The sequence below is a fragment of the Arsukibacterium sp. genome, from assembly GCF_033721375.1.
Classification (GTDB): Bacteria; Pseudomonadota; Gammaproteobacteria; order Enterobacterales; family Alteromonadaceae; genus Alishewanella.
The window spans coordinates 1-18,109 of the sequence record NZ_JAWWAP010000003.1; the positions used below are offsets into that span (position 1 = coordinate 1).

The following is an 18,109-nucleotide window of genomic DNA, read 5'->3' on the forward strand; positions in this document are numbered from 1 at the left end:
GCATCTACATCCGCCGCGGTAGGCGTGAAAGTATAAGCGCTATCTTGCGCCACGGTCAGCACAGGCGAACCACTGATGGTCGGCGCATCGTTAGTGTTGGTCACACTCAAGTTAAATGCCGGCAGTGCTGCATTTAAACTGCCATCTGACACGCTGATCACGATTGCAGAGGTGACACCCACATGCTCATTGCCCGGCGTGCCGGTTAACGCACCGGTTGCGGTATTAAAGCTGGCCCAACTCGGTTTATTGACAATGCTGAAGGTCAGTGTCGTGTCCGCATCCACATCGGCTGCGGTCGGCGTGAAAGTATAAGCGCTATCTTGCGCCACGGTCAGCACAGGCGAGCCACTGATGGTCGGCGCATCGTTGGTGTTAGTCACACTTAAGTTAAACGCCGGCAGCGCTGCGCTTAAATTGCCATCTGACACATTAATCACAATACCATTCGTTACACCAACATCGCTGTTACCCGGCGTACCGGTTAACACACCGGTTGCGGTATTAAAGCTGGCCCACACAGGTTTGTTAACGATGCTGAACGTCAGCGTCGTGCCGGCATCCACATCGGCTGCGGCAGGTTCAAAGTTGTAAGCCGCATCTTGCGCCACAGTCACGGCAGGTGAACCACTGATCGTTGGTGCATCGTTGGTGTTGGTCACACTTAAGTTAAACGCCGGCAGCGCCGCGCTTAAACTGCCATCGGATACGCTAATCACAATACCTGAAGTCACACCAACTTCACTGTTGCCCGGCGTGCCGGTTAACGCACCGGTTGCGGTATTAAAGCTGGCCCAGCTTGGCTTGTTGGCGATGCTGAACGTCAACGTAGTATCAGCATCTACATCCGCCGCGGTAGGCGTGAAAGTATAAGCGCTATCTTGCGCCACGGTCAGCACAGGCGAGCCACTGATGGTCGGGGCGTCGTTAACATTCACAACACTGATAATAAAAGGTGAAGACCAAACTTGTTCGATACCATCACTGACGCGAATAAAAATTTCAAAAGGGTAAACGCCGACATCACTTTGTTGCGGCGTACCAAATATACGACCGCTTGACGTATCGACGGTTAACCAGCCTGGTAAATTTACTGCATCAAATCCCAGCGTAGTACCTGGATCAATATCTGACGCAACAGGGGTGTAATCATAAAACACGCCTTGGTTGACGGTAAGCGGGGGCGTTGCCGTAATAGTCGGTGCATCGTTAACATTGACTACTGTTAAATTAAATGCCGCCAGACTCGCCCCTAAACTACCGTCGGATACGCTGATAACGATCGATGATGTTACACCGACGTCGCTGTTAGCAGGGGTACCGCTAAGTGTACCGCTGCTGCTATCAAATGCTGCCCACGTCGGTTTATTAATAATGCTAAAGGTTAAGGTGTCACCCGGTGAGTCTGCCGCGGTTGGCGTGAAGCTGTAAGCACTGCCTTGATTAACATTTTCAACAGGTATTCCACCTATAGTGGGGACTCCATTTGGGGTAACCGCAGCTGACGTAGCAGAAGCTACACCTGTACCGACAGAATTGGTCGCAGTTACCGTAAAGGTATAGGCCGTGCCATTAGTTAAGCCTGTGACGGTTAAAGGTGATGCCGCACCAGACGCAGTAGCCCCACCGGGAAAGGCTGTCGCCGTATAGCCGGTAACGGCTGAACCACCATTGTCAGCCGGCGCTGTGAACGTTACGCTGGCCTGGGCATCACCCGCGGTAGCTGTACCAATGGTAGGTGCATCTGGTGGCGTAGGGACTGCAACCGTATGGGAAGAACCGCTGCTATAAGCAGCAGGCCCAACATTACCTGCAATATCAGAAATATTGCTGGCGCCATTGAGATTAAGCTTGATGGAACCATTACCCGTAATACCGCTTACCGTAACAAGCACGCTGGTGCCAGAACTTGCTGATACGCTGGCAATAGTTCCTGTTGTGCCAGACGTTGCCAAGGCAAAATCATCGGTGGAAATATTGACGACCGTTTCATTGAAGTTTACGGCAAAGCTGACACTGGTATCTGATGCCGCAGGTGAACCAGTTGGTGCAATACTCGTTACAGCGGCAGAACTGGTATCAATAGTGATACTTAAACCTGACGAGGCGACACTGGTATTAGCCGATGCATCTGTCGCGGTTGCAGTAATAAAGTGAGCACCGGCGCTCATTCCAGCTGCGGTAAATGACCAATTGCCAGAGCCATCGGCTGTGGTGGTGCCTAGCGTACCTGACACTGAAGAAATAACTGTTACCGTTGAGCTTGCTTCTGCCGTGCCGGTAAAGGTTGGCGTCGCGTCAGAGGTGATGTTATCCGTATTAGAAACGCCAGTATCTGAGACAGCACTGAGATCAGGGACTGAAGGTGTGCCAGGCGCCAAGGCATCTACCAATACAGAAGAGGATGAACCAACAGAATTCAGCGTGGTGTTCACATTGTTGCCAGCTGCGTCACGCAAAGTGCCACCATTTGCTGCTAAGGTGCCAATAGCAATACCATTAGTGTCGTTATCTCCGGCTTGCACGGTGTAGCGAAACAATATTGCCGACGAGCCGCTACCGCTAACATAAACTGCCTGGCGGGTTATCGAACCGATGGTAATGGCTATTTGCGGTGTACCGCCGCCAGTATTTACCGTGACGTTTTCAGAGGTATTTACGGTAAAGTCTAAATTTTGGCCTGCTGTATAGGTCGCGTTGGCTGGCACGGTAACGGAAGCAACAGTAGGTGCGATGTTATCTGCGACAGTTATACTAAATGCTTCAGCATATGAAGCACTGCCGCTGTCAGCAGTGCGTATCCGCACACTATAGGTGCCTGCTGCCATTGAGGATGCGTTGTTTGCCCTAAGGTTTGAGCCACTAATATTAAAGCTTGAATTATTTGTTGAACCTGTGCCAGACACTAAACTGTAAGTAAAAGGTCCACCTTCAGCATCCGTCGACGACAAATTACCAACAATTGCATTACTGCCAGCGCTTTGATTTACTGTGCTACTGCTTAACGTTATATCGGTGGGTGCTGTGTTTGGTACTGCGGTAGTAAATGAACTAATGCCGGATGACCCAAGACAGTTTTTCAATGTAACTACAAATTTGTCGATCGATATTCCAGAAATGCCTGAGACATTTATGTCTGTTTGATATCCAACTGGTGAATTTGTCAACGATGAACCGACAAGTACATTATTATTGTAAACCCGTAGTTCGTTTATCGGACAGCTACCTCCGCCAATTCTTAATTGGCTAAGTTTAAAATCACTCGAATTGCCGGTTACAGTTATATTATGCGTAGCTGGCATTGGATTTGAATAACCAACTTGCCCAAATTGTCCACAGAAAAAATTAGATGGTGATGTGGAAATAGTGTAGTTGCCATCACTGGAGTTTAGTGATGAAACTGGTCCTGCATACGTACAAAAGTTTTGAGGTGTGTAAGAGCCAAGGGTCGAAGAAAAGTCAAGTAAGGCTCTACTATTAAATGGGATGTCAGTTTCAATGTGTCCTTTAACGATCTCCAATTCCCAATCTGCGTTATTATTTACATTTCCCGTAATATCGTTTGATGCAGCAATGTCTATATGGCTATTGTTTTGAATAAGAGAAAGAAATTCTTCACCTTTTTCTCCAGATGCAAGGTTGCAACCGTACAATAATAAATCTGCATCAACCTCCATAGCACCATTTAAATTTGTATAAATGGCTATATCTTGTTTTAGGCGATCAGCGTTCAGTCGGCTATTGCCCAAGATGATTTCGCCGTCTTCAGCATGAGACACTAAGTGTATTGCGCGTAAGTTTTTATAACCGGCTAAAATAGCCCGTAATTGCTCAATACCATCTGCATGGCTTTCAATATAATGTACTTGAATGCCAGGCCGAATAAGGTGGGAAAACGCGACCTGATCAGGTACGGCTTGATCAATAATCACCAATTCGGAAATCAAGGTGCCCTGATTTAATTCAATATCATCCGTAACTTGCTGCGGCATGATAGATGATGTTCGGTCAGCTTTACCTAGACTGGAAGTAATAGCCGTACTTTTGCTATTTCTGTTACCAACATATCCATAACTGCCTGTAGTAGAGAGGCTGCTTTGACCAAAAGCGCTAAGTGGCAACACTGCTAAGAACATTCCGCTTAAAAGTGATTTTTTCATATTTACTGCCTTAACTAGTGTGTCGCATTCGCCAGGTGTTTCGAGGTTCTAGGGATCTCGATTCAGTCCGATAGCGTCATGCAAGAATGCTTTACGGTTATTTTTCTTCTGTCTTAGTGTTTGCGATCTTAGTGGTTTTTTTGCCGGCAATAATGTTGGCGGCTGTGCCAGACTGATCCTGCCAGAAATCCATATCCTGATATTTCACAAATAAATCGGGCGGCAAAATGCTGCGGCGTTGTTTGAAATCAACTTTTTTTCTCACCGTATGCAGCCCTTTAATGCCTAACTTTTGATCAAATTCGCTTTCTTCGTAATCTACCTGTTCAAAGTTATGTTTAAACGGTGTTTCGCCAAGAAATTGATATATAAGTTCCAGCGTACGCGCCGGGTGTTGGCATAGCAGATCATAATCCACCAATAGCAACCGGTCGGAATATTCACCATAATAGGCTTCTTTTAATGCGGTCCAGGCAGCACCTACCGCACCACCGGTATTAATTAATGACTCACAACGGCTATAAACCGTTTGTCGGTTAGCGGCGTTAAACATCCGGCTGTAATCAAACGGGTTTTTACGGTAAATAACTTCAAAACTGTCCATAATCCATGCCGGATTACGTACGCAGCAAATCACTTTAAAATCGTCAACCAGCTCTACAAGCTGATGCAACCTGGCTGTCCAATTGCGATTAGTGTCAAAAATAACCGGTTGCGGTTTATCGGCATAATAGGCATCGAATAAGGCGCGACAAATGCGCTTACGTTTTGCTTCATCAAAAAAGGAGTACGATTCGCTGGCAGCACCCATCTGCTCGAGTGCACCATTAACTAAACCTGCTACCGGACTGCTCATTGCAGCATGAAAACGTGGGTTTTGGCGAAGAATACCGGCAAGAAGGGTTGAACCTGAACGGGGTAAACCAGAAATAAAGTGGAATTCCGACTGCATAACTGGCTCATCCAGAAAAGTAAGCGCACATTTCAACCGAAATTGTTAACAAAAGCAAGATTTATTCAGTCTGTATTCAGCAATAAAAAACAGTTAAACGAGGCTTATCGTCAATTAGATTGCACTTTTCAAAGGCAACTTCCCGTTAGTATGAGTTTACATTCTGAAAAACATAGCTTTATTTTTTGATATGTAGCGTGAGGCGGGAAAATCAACTAGCCACATCCATGTGACCAGTTTTTATGCTACTAGCTACGCGGCGAGCGCCGGCCGTCACGATGCTCAGTTTTTGGTTTTTTCGGCCGGTAAGGCTTGCTGTTTGGGTTGCTGTCAGGTAACTGCTGCACCGGTTCAAAGCCGCTAATCACCTGGCGTGGAATTTGTTGTTTGGTTAAGCGCTCTATGCCGGCCAGCTCTTTACTCTCATCCGCACAGACCAGCGATATCGCCTGGCCAGACTTACCGGCGCGGCCGGTGCGGCCAATCCGGTGCACATAATCTTCGGCCACATGCGGTAAATCGAAGTTGACTACCTGTGGCAGCATATCGATATCCAGACCACGGGCAGCAATATCAGTCGCAACCAGCACCCGGATCGTGCCGGCTTTAAACTCGGCCAGCGCTTTGGTGCGGGCGTTCTGGCTTTTATTACCATGAATCGCTAGCGCGCTGATGCCAGCTTTTTCCAGCTGTAAACTCAGTTTATTGGCACCATGTTTGGTACGGGTAAATACCAGCACCTGGCGCCAGTTATGCTGTTTAGCCAGCGCAATTAATGCCGCCGCTTTCTGGTTTTTATCAACCGGGTAGATCCACTGCTCAATTTTTTCAACGGTGCTGTTTGGCGGTGTTACCGTCACTTCTACCGGGTTGTGCAGCAGGCCTTTGGCCAGGGTGCGAATTTCATTGGAGAAGGTGGCCGAGAACAACAGGTTTTGCCGCTTGGCCGGCAGCAGGGCCAGAATTTTTTTAATGTCGCGGATAAAGCCCATATCCAGCATCCGATCGGCTTCATCCAGCACCAGTACTTCCAGCTGGGTAAAGCGCATGGCATTTTGCTGGTATAAATCCAGTAAGCGGCCCGGGGTGGCGATCAGAATATCGACGCCTTTGCGCAGTGCCATCAGTTGCGGGTTTATGCTAACGCCGCCAAATACCACAGCTGAGCGCAGCGGCAGGTACTTACCATATACTTTAACGCTTTCGGCAATTTGTGCTGCCAGTTCGCGGGTTGGGGTTAAAATAAGCGCCCGAACCTGATTAGCCTGTACTTTGCGGCCCTGGTTACTGCCTTCGCTCAGCATTTGCAGTAACGGCAGGGTAAAGCCCGCGGTTTTGCCGGTGCCGGTCTGGGCGGCAGCCATAAGATCTTTACCGGACAGTACGGCCGGAATGGCCTGAGCCTGGATCGGCGATGGCGTGGTGTAACCCTTGTCACTAATAGCTTTTAAAATGTCATTCGATAAATTTAAATCGGTAAATTGCATGCGTTATCCCGCAATAAAGGCTGCGAGAAAAATCTGCCGCAGCTGCAGTGGCCCTCATTTTGAAGGGCGTGCAGCTTACAGTATTTGCTGTCGATTAGCCAATGATGCTGCGTTTCGGGTATTAATCAGAACAGGGTATAAATAAAGCCCGCTAATGCCGATTGCTGGCTAACCACTACCAGGGCGCCGAGTAGCGCTAACACCAGAATAATTGGCAGCAACCAGATTTTTTTGCGAACCCGTAAAAAAGCCCATAAATCAGTTAAAAATTCCTGCATTAAAACGGATCCTCTAAATCTTTGGCAGTGGGTATTTTATCGGGCGCCAGCCAGTAGCTGTCGTCCTTTGGTTTAACGTTGTACTGCAATTTGCCACAAAGACGCAGCACCAGGCCCAGCGGCATTAGCAGCAGGTAGAATACCAGGCCGAGCAGCAGCCGCGTGTTAATCCAGGCCATTACCCGGGCAAAGGCCATCCAGACCCGGTACGGATAATATAAGCCGGTTGGCCACAGACCAGCCAGCGCTAAAAATACCGCCGACAGCAGTAGCGGCCACAGCGGTATCTGGCCAGCAGCCAACCAACCAAATAACCAGGGTAACAGCAGGGAAAATAACAGCGGCACAGCGACGGCCATTTGCCAGCCAAAGGTGCGCAGCCCGGCGCGATCGGTTTTGACTAATAACTGCATCTTACTTCCTTTAAATACATGCCGGCATGCAACGATGCTAATCGGCAATAAAACTACGCAGCCTTGCCGCTGCCAGCTGCGCCGGCTGCTGCTCAGCTTTACTGATTAAACAGTTACCCAACACCAGATAGTCCATATCGGTAGCCAGAAACCCCTGCAGGGCGTCAGCCGGACTACAAACCGGTGGCTCACCGCGGACATTAAACGAGGTGTTAATTAGCATCGGTGTAGCTGTCAGCTCGTTAAAGGTTTGCAGCAAATGGTAAAACCCCGGGTTGGTCTTTTTACTGACTGTTTGCACCCGGGCGCTGTAATCAATGTGAGTAATGGCCGGCAGGCTGGAGCGTGGCTGCGCCAGCTGCGCTAAGCCGCGCGTTTCCGGCGGCAGGCTGATACATAACTCAGGGTTCACTTTTGCTACCAGCAGCATATAAGGGCTGGCTGTGCTGAGGTCAAAATACTCACTGGCATGCTCTGCCATTACTGCCGGGGCAAAGGGCCGGAACGACTCGCGCTGTTTAATTTTTAAATTCAGAATGCTTTGCATGCTGGTACTTCTGGCATCGCCCAGAATAGAGCGATTACCCAGCGCCCTTGGGCCAAACTCCATCCGCCCCTGAAACCAGCCCACCACCTGACCGGCCGCCAGCAAGCCGGCGGTGCTGTGATACAGCATATCATCGGTTAACTGCTGATAGGGTATTTGCTCACTGTCCAGCAAACGGCATATCTCATCATCGCTGTAAGCCGGCCCCAGGTAACTACCCTGCATCTGGTCATGCTGCTCGTCGGCCAGGCGTGGTTGCTGATAATACTGATGCCAGGCCAGCATTGCTGCGCCTAAGGCACCGCCGGCATCGCCTGCTGCAGGCTGGATCCAGATATCAGTAAAAGGCCCCTGTCGCAGCAAGCGGCCATTGGCAACACAATTTAGCGCTACGCCACCGGCCAGGCAGAGTTTAGATTCGCCGGTTAAACTATGGGCATGGCGGGCTATTTTTAGCACAATCTCTTCGGTAACCTGCTGCACTGAACAGGCTATATCCAGATACAGCTGGCCAGGGGCTTCGTCCGGGTTAAGCGGCGGCGCGCCAAATAGCTGTTCAAATTTGCGGTTGGTCATTCGGGAGCCAACCGGATAATCGAAATAGGCCATATTCAGGGAAAAACTGCCGTCTGCTTTAACGTCAATCAACTCGCGGTAAATGGTTTCAACAAAGCGTGGCTCGCCATAAGGTGCCAGCCCCATCAGTTTATACTCGCCGGAATTAACCTTAAAACCGCAATAATAAGTAAAGGCCGAATACAGCAAACCCAGTGAGTGCGGAAATTGCAGTTCAAACAATGGCGTTAAGTGATTATCTTTACCGTGCCAGATAGTAGAGGTGGCCCATTCGCCGACACCGTCCAGACAAATAACTGCCGCCTGCTGATAGGGGCTGGGATAGAACGCCGAAGCGGCATGGGCCTGATGATGCTGACTAAACAGCAATTTTGGCAATGTCGTTTTATTATCCAGTCCGGCCAGGGCGCGCAGCTCGCGGCGCAGCACCGTTTTTAAATACAGTTTCTCCTTCAGCCATACGGGCATAGCGGCCAGAAAAGAGCGAAAGCCCCGGGGTACGTGGGCCAGATAGGTTTCCAGCAGGCGTTCAAACTTTAACAGCGGCTTATCATAAAACACCACTGCACTTAAATCGCTCAGGGTAATACCGGCCTCGGCCAGACAATAACGGATAGCATCAGCCGGGAATGCCGGATCGTGTTTAATCCGGCTGAACCGTTCCTGCTGGGCCGCGGCGACAATAACGCCATCGGCCAGTAAGCAGGCGGCACTGTCATGGTAAAAACAGGAAATTCCCAGAATATATTGCATAAGCCGGCTGTCGCAGCACTACCTTTTATCAGACACTTCTCTAAAGTAACCTTAATTGACAATTGCCGGTAGTTCAAATGCGCCAAAACTTGCTGAGCGAATTAACATCGGGTACCGTCATTTTATTCTGTCTTGAATAACCCAGCCAATGACCGATAAACCCGCTGTAACAGCCGGCAAAATAATGCGCAGCCGTAAAGTGCTGTTTTATACTATTGCGCTGATGATTCCGCTGGCGCTGTTGTTGCTGGCAGAACTGCTGCTACGCCAGACCAGCCTGTATCAGCGTTATCCGTTAGTGGTGCCGGTGGCAACAATGCCAGGCTATGTCCAAGCCAACCCGGCCCTGATTAACCGCTACGTCGCTACCCCGCAACAGGCGCCGCAAGTCAGCCCCGATACCCAGTATTTTCTGGCAGAAAAAACCGCCGGCCAGCAACGTATTGTGTTTATTGGCGGCTCTTCAGCTGCCGGCTTTCCTTATGGTCGCTGGGGCGCGCCGGCGGCCATGTTGCAACAACGCTTAAAACGATTGTATCCCGAACAGAATATTGAAGTTATTAACCTGGCTATGGCGGCAATAAACTCCTATACCCTGCTGGATATCAGTGATGAAGTCATTGCGCTTACGCCTGATCTGGTGCTGGTATATGCCGGCCATAACGAATATTTAGGGATTATGGGGGTAGGCTCAGCCTTTGCCGGGCAATACAGCCACGGCACTAAACTGTTGTATTTAAAGCTGCGTAAGCTGGCGTTGTTTCAGGCGTTGCAGGGTTTATATGCCAGCTTCAGTAAACCGGCAAGCTTTCAGGCTGACCGTACCATGATGGCGCAAATTGCCCGTCATACTGAAATTCGTCAGGGCACAGCGCTGTTTGACGCAGGCATTGCTCAGTTTGATGCCAATATGGGCCTGTTGCTTAGCAAATATCAGGCGGCCGGCATTCCGGTGTTGTTAAGTACAATTGCCAGCAATGAGGCAGATCAGCCACCCTTTGTATCAGCCCAGCCGGCACTGGTTAACCCGGATAAAGCGCAGCTGCAACAGGCGCTGGCAACACAAGCCGATGTCGCCAGCTGGCACTTTCAACTGGCAGGGCTTTACCAGCAAGATGGCGAGGCCAATCAGGCCCTGGCCCATTATCAGCTCGCCCGCGAGCATGATTTACTGCGTTTTCGGGCTCCGCTGGCCATTAACACCACACTCGCCAGGCTAAGTAGCGATTTTAATCTGCCGTTGGTGGATGCTGAAGCCTTGCTGCGCCGGCAAAGCCTGGATGGCATTATTGGCAAGCAACTGATGCTGGAGCACCTGCACCCGAATCAGCTGGGTTACTTCTGGCTGGCTGAAGCATTTTTGCCGGCGGTGCAGCAGCAACTGGGGCTGAACCAGGCTGAAAGTGACGCTATAACGCCCGGCCAGGCACTGGCCGATATCCCGCTAACCGAGGTTGACCTGGCCCTGGCAGAGTTTAAAGTGCGCCAGCTGACAGCTGATTATCCGTTTGTGGCATCGCCCCAGCAGGTTAGCTTTGCGCTCAGCAATAACCCCTATACTGAGCTGGCCCGCGCGCGCAGTAACGGTTTAAGCTGGCTTGAGGCCAGTCAGCGGCTGGTGACTCTGTATCAGCAACAGGGCCGGATTAGCGATGCCGCCAAAGTCGCCGGATTACTGGCCGATGCATTGCCGACTGAAAGCCATCTGGCCTTTGTCGCCGGCCAGCTGTATTTCGATAGTCAACAGCTGGCGCTGGCCAGCCGTTATCAACGTCTGGCAGTGGCGCTAGCCCCTGACAATACTGACTATCGCTTAATGCTGGCCCGCAGTTATTATTATCAGCAGCAACTGCAGCAGGCACTGGAGCAGGTTGATAAAATTCTGGCGCGCCAGCCGGACCACCCGGTGGCCCTGCGCCAGCAACGGCAGCTGCAGCAACAACTGACAACCGGAGATTAGCGCGATGCGGATTTGGTTGTTCCGGGCTATTGCCCTGATATTACCCCTGCTGGTGTTACTGCTGGCAGAACTCGCAGTACGGGCAAGTGGCGCCGGGGGCGACTGGCCATTATTTAAAGTAAACCCGGCCAATCCGGCGTATCTGGTAACTGAAGCAGATATTGTTAAACGCTACTTTGCCAGCACCAGCAGCCTGCCAACAGTAAAAATGGAGCCGGCTTTTTTGCTGGCAGCAAAGCCCGCCAATGGCATCCGGCTGGTGGTACAGGGCGGCTCAACGGCGGCAGGTTACCCCTATGGCGCTGGCGCGTCACTGGCAGCGATGCTGGAACAACGGTTAAGCCGCACTTTTACCGGACAACGGGTAGAAGTGGTCAATACCGCGCTGGCCGCAGTAAATAGCTACACCCTGCTGGATCTGGCCGATGAAATTATTGCCGTTAAACCCGATGCGGTGCTGATTTATGCCGGCCATAACGAATACCTGGGCTTACTGGGCGTGGGCTCACATTATCTGGCCAGCCAGAGTCCGGCCATTACCCGGCTGCTAATCAGCCTTAGAAAACTGCATAGCTTTCAACTTATCGAACAGCTGTATCAGCAAATGAACCCGCTGCTTGACGAAACAGAGCACAACAGCCGCACTTTTATGGCCAAAGTCGCAAGAGATAAGGACATTGCCCTCGGTTCAGCTCAGTTTGAGGCTGGCCTAAAGCAGTTTGACAGCAATCTGAGCCGGCTGCTGGCGAAGTATCAGCGCGCCGGCATACCGGTGTATATCAGCACCCTGGTAAGTAATTTAGCCGATCAGCCACCTTTTAACAGCAAGCCGGTACCGGCGGCAACCCGGCAACAACTGGCGCAACTGGCGCAGACCAGCCCGGATACAGCCACTTATGCAGAGTTGTTACAGGCCCTGACCACTGCAGCGACAGCTGCCAACTCCGCAGAGCTTCATTATCAGTTAGGCCGGCATTACCAGCAGCGGGGCGAGGCAGAGCAGGCAAAGCAGCAATTTTTGCTGGCAAAAGAGCATGACTTACTGCGTTTTCGGGCCCCTGAAGCCATTAACCAGCAAATCAGGCAATTGGCCGGGCGTTACAACGCCACTCTGGTTGACAGCGAAGCCGCCTTTATTGCCAATTCGCCACAGGGTATAACCGGTAACAGCCTGCTGCTGGAGCATGTGCATCCGAATGTGCAGGGTTATTTTTTACTGGCCGATAGTTTTTATAAGGCGCTGGCCCGGAAGCAGACGCTGGGTAGCTGGCAAAAGCCGGTGGCTACGACTCTTGTTCCTGCAACTCTTGTACCTGCAACTCTTGTACCGGCAAACGTGGCCTGGCAGGAGCGACCCATTACCCCGGCAGAAGAGCATGCCGGGTATTTGCGCATACTGCAGCTTAAAGCTGATTACCCGTTCCGGCCTGAACCACAAACCGTGCAGCTGCCACCAGCGCAAACCTTGCAGCAGCAATGGGGCCAGGCTTATGTTGAAGGCAAACTGGACTGGCTAAGCCTGCAAAACCGCAATGCTCAGTATTATCACCAACAGGGCGATGGTGATATGTTGCTAAAAACCTTAAAAATAATTGCCGATGCGCTGCCACACGACGCCAATGCCAATATACAGGCAGCTCAAATATTACTAAAAGCCGGCCGCAGTGCCGAGGCGAAAGGTTATTTGCAACGGGCCAGACTTGCGCCAGAGGCTCCTGCGCAAGTGCTGCAACAAATGCAACAGCTGGCAGCAGCTCTGGCAATTTAGGTTGGCATTATAAGCTGGTGCTATTCAATAGGATCAGTGTCTGATACCACATTGCCAACCGCTGGCATAGCGACACATTCAAAGCCCCAACCGCGTTGTTTATCAACAAAGTCAGCGGCACGCTGCTCGCAATAGCCGGCTTCATTGCTGGCCTGCCATAACACACTGGTGGCGCCATCTTTGGTGTAATGTACTTCACAGGGCAATAACCCCCCTTGTGGGTACACCACTTTAATTATCCGCACTGCATCACCCAGCTGACAATGCATATTCTGGCCCTGCTGCACAATATCGTCAGCGGCAACCGAAAATACCGCGGCGCTCAGCGCCATACCTGCCCATAGCAACTTCATTCAGATCTTCCTCTTACAGTGAAATCTGCATTAGTATAGACCAGCTTTACAGGTCACTATTCCTTAAACTATTTATTGCTTATCACTTTCAGCCTTTTTCTTTACGACAAACTTAATAAAGCTGATAAAGGAATAGATTAAAACTGCAAAAAATATTATCGCGCTGAAATAATCAGGAATATAGTTAATAATTGCAGGAGCATTGAATTTAACGAGAGTTCCTAGCCCGAGAATTAAAATAACTATGCCAATATTCCGCATACTAACACCTCCAGTACTTGTAGCTGACAGTACTAATAACAGCACACGTCCTATCTGCCAAAATTCTTCGTCAGTTCAGAGAAATAGACTAAACCAATCAGCAAACCAGTCAGAATTAATGTGATTTTAAATATCATCATTTCAAAACCTGAAAACACATAAATTCCGGAGAATGGCGTAATAACTGAATCGAACAACCACAACCAAAGTAATGCCGGCCGTGCCCATTTTTTATAATTGTATAACCCTAAATATATTACCAAGGTAATAAAATAAGCGGCATATGAATATATAAAGTAGTAGTTAAGCGGGAATAGTGCCCCCTCTCCAACCCAGTTCAAAACCCTATCATGGCCGAAGTACGACCACTGCAATGATATAAAAGCAAAAATAAAATCAAGCGCAATTAAGGTGTAAATCAGCACTTTAAAGCGGTTCTCTGCAGCAATGTCCATTGAGCTCATTTGTACATTCTTCCTGGGTAGTGTTCACATTCACTATAAACAAAAAAGCTGCAGACGGGCTGCAGCTTTTTTAATTAAGTTACCAAATTATTGCTTGGTCACCGTCAGTTCCGGCGTTTCAGTTAGTGTGGCATCTAGCAGGAAGTTATAAACCGCATCTTCTGCAAACGTCATATTCAGGTTGTCATTGCTGCCCTGAATACGCAGCGGCGTGCCCTCACTTACCGCGGCGCCGTCTGGCCCTGCGCCCATATTTACTGTAGCCCAGTCACTGGAAGCCACTTTGAACTCGTAGCTACCGGCAGTGATACTGATATCCACGCTGTACAGGTTTGAGCCCATATATTCAAAGGCATCGGCTTCGCCCCAGTCATTCATACCGCCGCGCAGGAATACCGTGGTTGAGCCGTAAGGTACATATTCGCTGACAGTCAGCGTCGGCGCTGCCGGGTTAGCTGCGTTTAAGGTGAATACATAAGATGAAGTACTGGCAATATCAATCCGCAGGTTGTCATTGCTTGGCTCAATCACAATCGGGGTATCCACTGCCACCTGATTGCCAGCAGCACCAGCACCCAGGTTAACGGTGGCCCAGTCACCCGAGGCAACTTTAAACTCATAGCTACCGGCGTCGATATTCAGCGTTGCACTGTAAATACCAGCACCATCATAGTTAAAGGCATCAGCCTCACCCCAGCCATTCATACCACCGCGAACAAATACCGTCGTTGCTTCGTATGGTGGAATATCCGGCGCACCCAGGGTGGCATCAGCGGCTAAGCCGGGGCCTTGCTCGCCCATTTGCGCTTTAACAAACACCGCCATGCTATAGGCCGGCACAGTAAAGGTGCCTTCATCGGTACCCGCGTTGAAACTGGCTGTGGTGACATTAGTGTCAACAGACGCCTGCTGCATTGGGTGTAAGTCAAAACCGGCTGCGGTAGGTACAGTATGCGACTGCTCCTGCGCGCTGCCGTTAATCATCACTACCAGGGCGTCATGCATCGGGTCTAAATCAGTCAGGCCGGTGCCATCGTCAATTGACATCACGATAACGCCCTGGGTCTGGTTGCTGCCAATGTTATGGAAGCCTACCCGGTCCAGGACATCCTGACCGGTGGTTAAGCGGAATAACGGGCTGCCACTACGAATCGCCAGAAACTCAGCAAACACATCAGAGGCAAACATAATATCAGTGCCGCTGACCTGAGTTTGCGGGTTCAGGAATAACGTGGCAATACTGTCCCAGTTATCACGATTTTTCTCAGCCAGTGGTAAACCCACTGCCCAGTTGTTGGTTTGCATGGTGAAATCAACCAGATTGAACCAGTCGCCCGAGTCATAGCTGTCGCGATCCATTGATTTAGAGCGCAGAAAGTCTCCGCCCATTTGCAGGAATGGAATGCCCTGGCTCATTAATGGTATGGCAATCGCCATATTCTGCGCCCGCACCCGCTCAGACACACTTAATGTCTGCGGCAAGCGGCTTTGCAGGATATCCCACAGCGTTTCATTATCATGTTTTGATACATAGTTGATAATGTCGGCCGGATCTTCCGCATAACCTGCTGCCTGACCATTCCAGTTAGCGCTGGAGGCAGGGCCGGTAATATCCCGGTAATTTTTCAGGATATAATCTTTTAAGGTACCGGCTAAACTAATCCGGATAATATCCTGTTCCGCCAGGTTACCATCGTTATTAACGCCGCTGAAAATAGCGGCGCTGCGCACACCTTCCCGGATCCGGTCATTAAAGGTGCCCACTTCAGTACCGGCCATATCCTGCTGCTTGGCCTGAGTAAATAAGCGGTTGTTTGCTACTTCACCAAAATTCCAGCCTTCGCCGTAGAAGTAAGCGTTGGCATCCACTGCTCGCACTGCTTCGCGCGCGGCCAGCAGGTTGTCTTTCGGATGGTGACCCATAATGTCGAAGCGGAAATCGTTAAAGCCAAAGTCGCGGGCTAAAATAACCAGTGAGTCTTTAATAAACTTATCGAACATTTTGTGCTCGGTGGCGGTGTTTTCACAGCAGGTTGAGCGCTCAATAGTGCCGCTGACTTCGTTATAACGGTGATAATAACCTGGCACCAGCTTATCGAATACGGAGTTGTCGAACAGGCCTGAGCTGCTGGTATGGTTATATACCACGTCCAGCGCTACCCGCAGGCCAATATCGTTTAACGCTTTAACCATGGCGCGCACTTCTTTAATCCGTACTGCACCTTCCGGATCAGAGGCATAGCTGCCTTCAACGGCAATAAAGTGATGCGGGTCATAACCCCAGTTAAAGCCGTCAATCCGGCGGATAGACTCAACCAGTGCCTGGGCATCATCACTGTAGGGCAGGTAGCCTTCCAGCAGCGATTGCAGGGTGGCGCTGGCACTTTCGACACCACAAACCGGTGCATCGGCATTTAACGCGCACAGCTGAGCGACCGTGTCGGTTAAGTTAATCCGGCGGTTAGCCCGCTCTTCAATATTGGCCTGATCATTTAATGGCAACACATGGAAATGGGTTAAACCATTGTCGGCCAGTTTTTTCAGGTGGCTTACCGGGGCAGACTCCATCTCAGTAAACGCCAGGTACTTACCGCGATTTGCAGCACTGGTACTGCTATCACGAATACTGAAATCACGGACATGCCCTTCGTAAATGACGATATCTTCCGGATTCGCTACCACCGGCACAGTGCGCTCACTCCAGCCTTCAGGGGCCAGGTCAGCATCAGCCAGGTTAACAAACTGGCTGTAGCGGCCATTGGTCGACACACTGACTGAATAGGGGTCGGTGCTTTCAATGGTTTCCACTGCCCGGGTTAACGGATGATAAACCGTCACTTCATAGCGGTAGAATTTACGGTCCAGTGCACTGCTGGCACCGGTATATGACCAGACACCGGTTTGCCCATCCAGGCTCATCGGATGGCTGGCGGCTACGGTTTTATCGCTGTTATACACTTTTAAGGTCATGCTGCGGGCAGTCGGGCCCCATACTGCAGCGGTGATATTGCCGTCGGCATAGTGCACGCCTAAATCAGCACTCAGTGCACTGTTATCACCTGTGGCATACAAGGCATCCAGTACTTTGGCGACCTGCACATAACTGGCGGCAACCAGTTCACCTTCACTGTTATAAGCGGCCAGTGCCAACTGGTTTTTTGCCATGGCTTTTGCTTCGTCAGCGGTAAAGTCTGCACTAAAGGCGGCGGCATCAGCCATATGTGGTACCAGCGCTTTTTGCTCGTCGCTAAGCATAAACGGTGTCAGCTCAATGCTGCTGCCTTCCAGCTGGTCATTGTTATTGACTGCCAGATCAGCATCTGCCGCATAAAACAGTTTTACCACCGGCGCGGTGTCGGCCGCAGTGGCATTCCAGATAAAGGTATTGGTATCTAACCAGTGACCAGCGGCGCCCTGAATGCTGACACCCAAGGACAAAATCGGGAACTCAAACACGCCATTAACACCGGAGAATACCCAGTTCATCCGGGCAAAGTCAGGGTCGTCCTGCGACAATGGCATTTTCATATCCGGGCCAGGGTCTTTACCGGCGTCGTCGGTGCCAATGTGAATAATAAAATTACCGCAGGCTTCGGCTGTGCCGGCATAACCGGGTTTTAAATCAAGCACCCAGTACGCACCGTAATTCGGGTCAACGCCGTCATGCACTAAGCCATTAGCCCAGGCCGGAGCAATTGATGATGTGGCATAAGCATCACAGGCTTCATTATTCCAGGTATGCAGCCGGTAACCGTCATAGGCATCGTCCTGCGGCCGGTTATAAAACAATACTGCCTGATTTTCACCGGCAAATACCACCGGATCCGGCGCATTCGGGTCGCGACCACTGACGCAGCTTTCATTATTAGCATCAGGAAAGGTACCGGTCGGGCAGGAGATCGGGGGTGGATCAATACAGGCACTGCCGCTGGCGTTAGGTATTTGCGGCACATTACAGGTTAATAATACTTCGCCGGGTTCGGTCGAGTCGCCACAGGCGGCCAATACACTTACTGTGACAGCCAGCGTACTGAGTCTGAGCAGACTTTTTATATTAAACATCGTTTGGTTAAACATTATTCAGTTACTCCAGATTATTCTGCTTCCCGCCACACCAGGCCCAGCCTGCAGCGTGGC

At 50.4% G+C, this 18,109-nt stretch carries 11 protein-coding genes; 2 read left to right on the plus strand and 9 right to left on the minus strand.

What is annotated here, in order from left to right:
• From R3187_RS05165 to R3187_RS05190, 6 genes are all read right to left on the minus strand, one after another.
• Positions 1 to 4,160: DUF4347 domain-containing protein (locus R3187_RS05165; RefSeq protein ID WP_318965638.1), on the minus strand; the 4,160-nt coding region annotated here is incomplete at its 3' end.
• Between the two features lie 97 nt (positions 4,161 to 4,257).
• The gene (locus tag R3187_RS05170; protein WP_318965639.1) at positions 4,258 to 5,112 is read right to left on the minus strand and encodes a sulfotransferase; all 855 of its coding nucleotides are present in this window, start codon (positions 5,110 to 5,112) and stop codon (positions 4,258 to 4,260) included.
• 248 nt (positions 5,113 to 5,360) lie between these two features.
• Entirely contained in the window at positions 5,361 to 6,599 is a 1,239-nt protein-coding gene (locus R3187_RS05175; protein WP_318965640.1) for a DEAD/DEAH box helicase, read from the minus strand.
• A 125-nt stretch (positions 6,600 to 6,724) separates the two neighbouring features.
• Entirely contained in the window at positions 6,725 to 6,877 is a 153-nt protein-coding gene (locus R3187_RS05180; RefSeq protein ID WP_213998125.1) for a DUF5989 family protein, read from the minus strand.
• The gene (locus R3187_RS05185) at positions 6,877 to 7,290 is read right to left on the minus strand and encodes an SxtJ family membrane protein (protein ID WP_318965641.1); all 414 of its coding nucleotides are present in this window, start codon (positions 7,288 to 7,290) and stop codon (positions 6,877 to 6,879) included. The genes R3187_RS05180 and R3187_RS05185 overlap by 1 nt, the downstream gene beginning before the upstream one ends.
• A gap of 37 nt (positions 7,291 to 7,327) precedes the next feature.
• On the minus strand, positions 7,328 to 9,166 hold the full coding sequence (locus tag R3187_RS05190) for a carbamoyltransferase (RefSeq protein WP_318965642.1): 1,839 nt from the start codon (positions 9,164 to 9,166) through the stop codon (positions 7,328 to 7,330).
• A 184-nt stretch (positions 9,167 to 9,350) separates the two neighbouring features.
• On the opposite strand from R3187_RS05190, the gene R3187_RS05195 reads away from it, so the two are divergent.
• Both R3187_RS05195 and R3187_RS05200 read left to right on the plus strand, forming a co-directional pair.
• Positions 9,351 to 11,126, plus strand: a complete 1,776-nt coding sequence (locus R3187_RS05195; RefSeq protein ID WP_318965643.1) for a hypothetical protein — start codon at positions 9,351 to 9,353, stop codon at positions 11,124 to 11,126.
• A gap of 4 nt (positions 11,127 to 11,130) precedes the next feature.
• Positions 11,131 to 12,894 carry a GDSL-type esterase/lipase family protein gene (locus R3187_RS05200; protein WP_318965644.1) on the plus strand — a complete coding sequence of 588 codons (1,764 nt, stop codon included), beginning with the start codon at positions 11,131 to 11,133 and terminating at the stop codon, positions 12,892 to 12,894.
• A gap of 20 nt (positions 12,895 to 12,914) precedes the next feature.
• On the opposite strand, the gene R3187_RS05205 is transcribed toward R3187_RS05200, so the two are convergent.
• The 3 genes from R3187_RS05205 to R3187_RS05215 all read right to left on the minus strand — a co-directional run bounded on the left by R3187_RS05205 (position 12,915) and on the right by R3187_RS05215 (position 18,049).
• Positions 12,915 to 13,247, minus strand: coding sequence for a hypothetical protein (locus R3187_RS05205; RefSeq protein ID WP_318965645.1), 333 nt, complete (start codon positions 13,245 to 13,247; stop codon positions 12,915 to 12,917).
• Between the two features lie 311 nt (positions 13,248 to 13,558).
• Positions 13,559 to 13,963, minus strand: a complete 405-nt coding sequence (locus R3187_RS05210; RefSeq protein WP_318965646.1) for a hypothetical protein — start codon at positions 13,961 to 13,963, stop codon at positions 13,559 to 13,561.
• Positions 13,964 to 14,059: 96 nt separating this feature from the next.
• Positions 14,060 to 18,049, minus strand: a complete 3,990-nt coding sequence (locus R3187_RS05215; protein ID WP_318965647.1) for an alpha-1,6-glucosidase domain-containing protein — start codon at positions 18,047 to 18,049, stop codon at positions 14,060 to 14,062.
• Positions 18,050 to 18,109: the final 60 nt, after the last annotated feature.

Coding starts and splice junctions, on each gene's coding strand:
- R3187_RS05170 (WP_318965639.1), bottom strand. CDS start 5,112: ATGCAGTCGGAATTCCACTTTATTTCTGGTTTACCCCGTTCAGGTTCA.
- R3187_RS05175 (WP_318965640.1), bottom strand. CDS start 6,599: ATGCAATTTACCGATTTAAATTTATCGAATGACATTTTAAAAGCTATT.
- R3187_RS05180 (WP_213998125.1), bottom strand. CDS start 6,877: ATGCAGGAATTTTTAACTGATTTATGGGCTTTTTTACGGGTTCGCAAA.
- R3187_RS05185 (WP_318965641.1), bottom strand. CDS start 7,290: ATGCAGTTATTAGTCAAAACCGATCGCGCCGGGCTGCGCACCTTTGGC.
- R3187_RS05190 (WP_318965642.1), bottom strand. CDS start 9,166: ATGCAATATATTCTGGGAATTTCCTGTTTTTACCATGACAGTGCCGCC.
- R3187_RS05195 (WP_318965643.1), top strand. CDS start 9,351: ATGCGCAGCCGTAAAGTGCTGTTTTATACTATTGCGCTGATGATTCCG.
- R3187_RS05200 (WP_318965644.1), top strand. CDS start 11,131: ATGCGGATTTGGTTGTTCCGGGCTATTGCCCTGATATTACCCCTGCTG.
- R3187_RS05205 (WP_318965645.1), bottom strand. CDS start 13,247: ATGAAGTTGCTATGGGCAGGTATGGCGCTGAGCGCCGCGGTATTTTCG.
- R3187_RS05210 (WP_318965646.1), bottom strand. CDS start 13,963: ATGGACATTGCTGCAGAGAACCGCTTTAAAGTGCTGATTTACACCTTA.
- R3187_RS05215 (WP_318965647.1), bottom strand. CDS start 18,049: ATGTTTAACCAAACGATGTTTAATATAAAAAGTCTGCTCAGACTCAGT.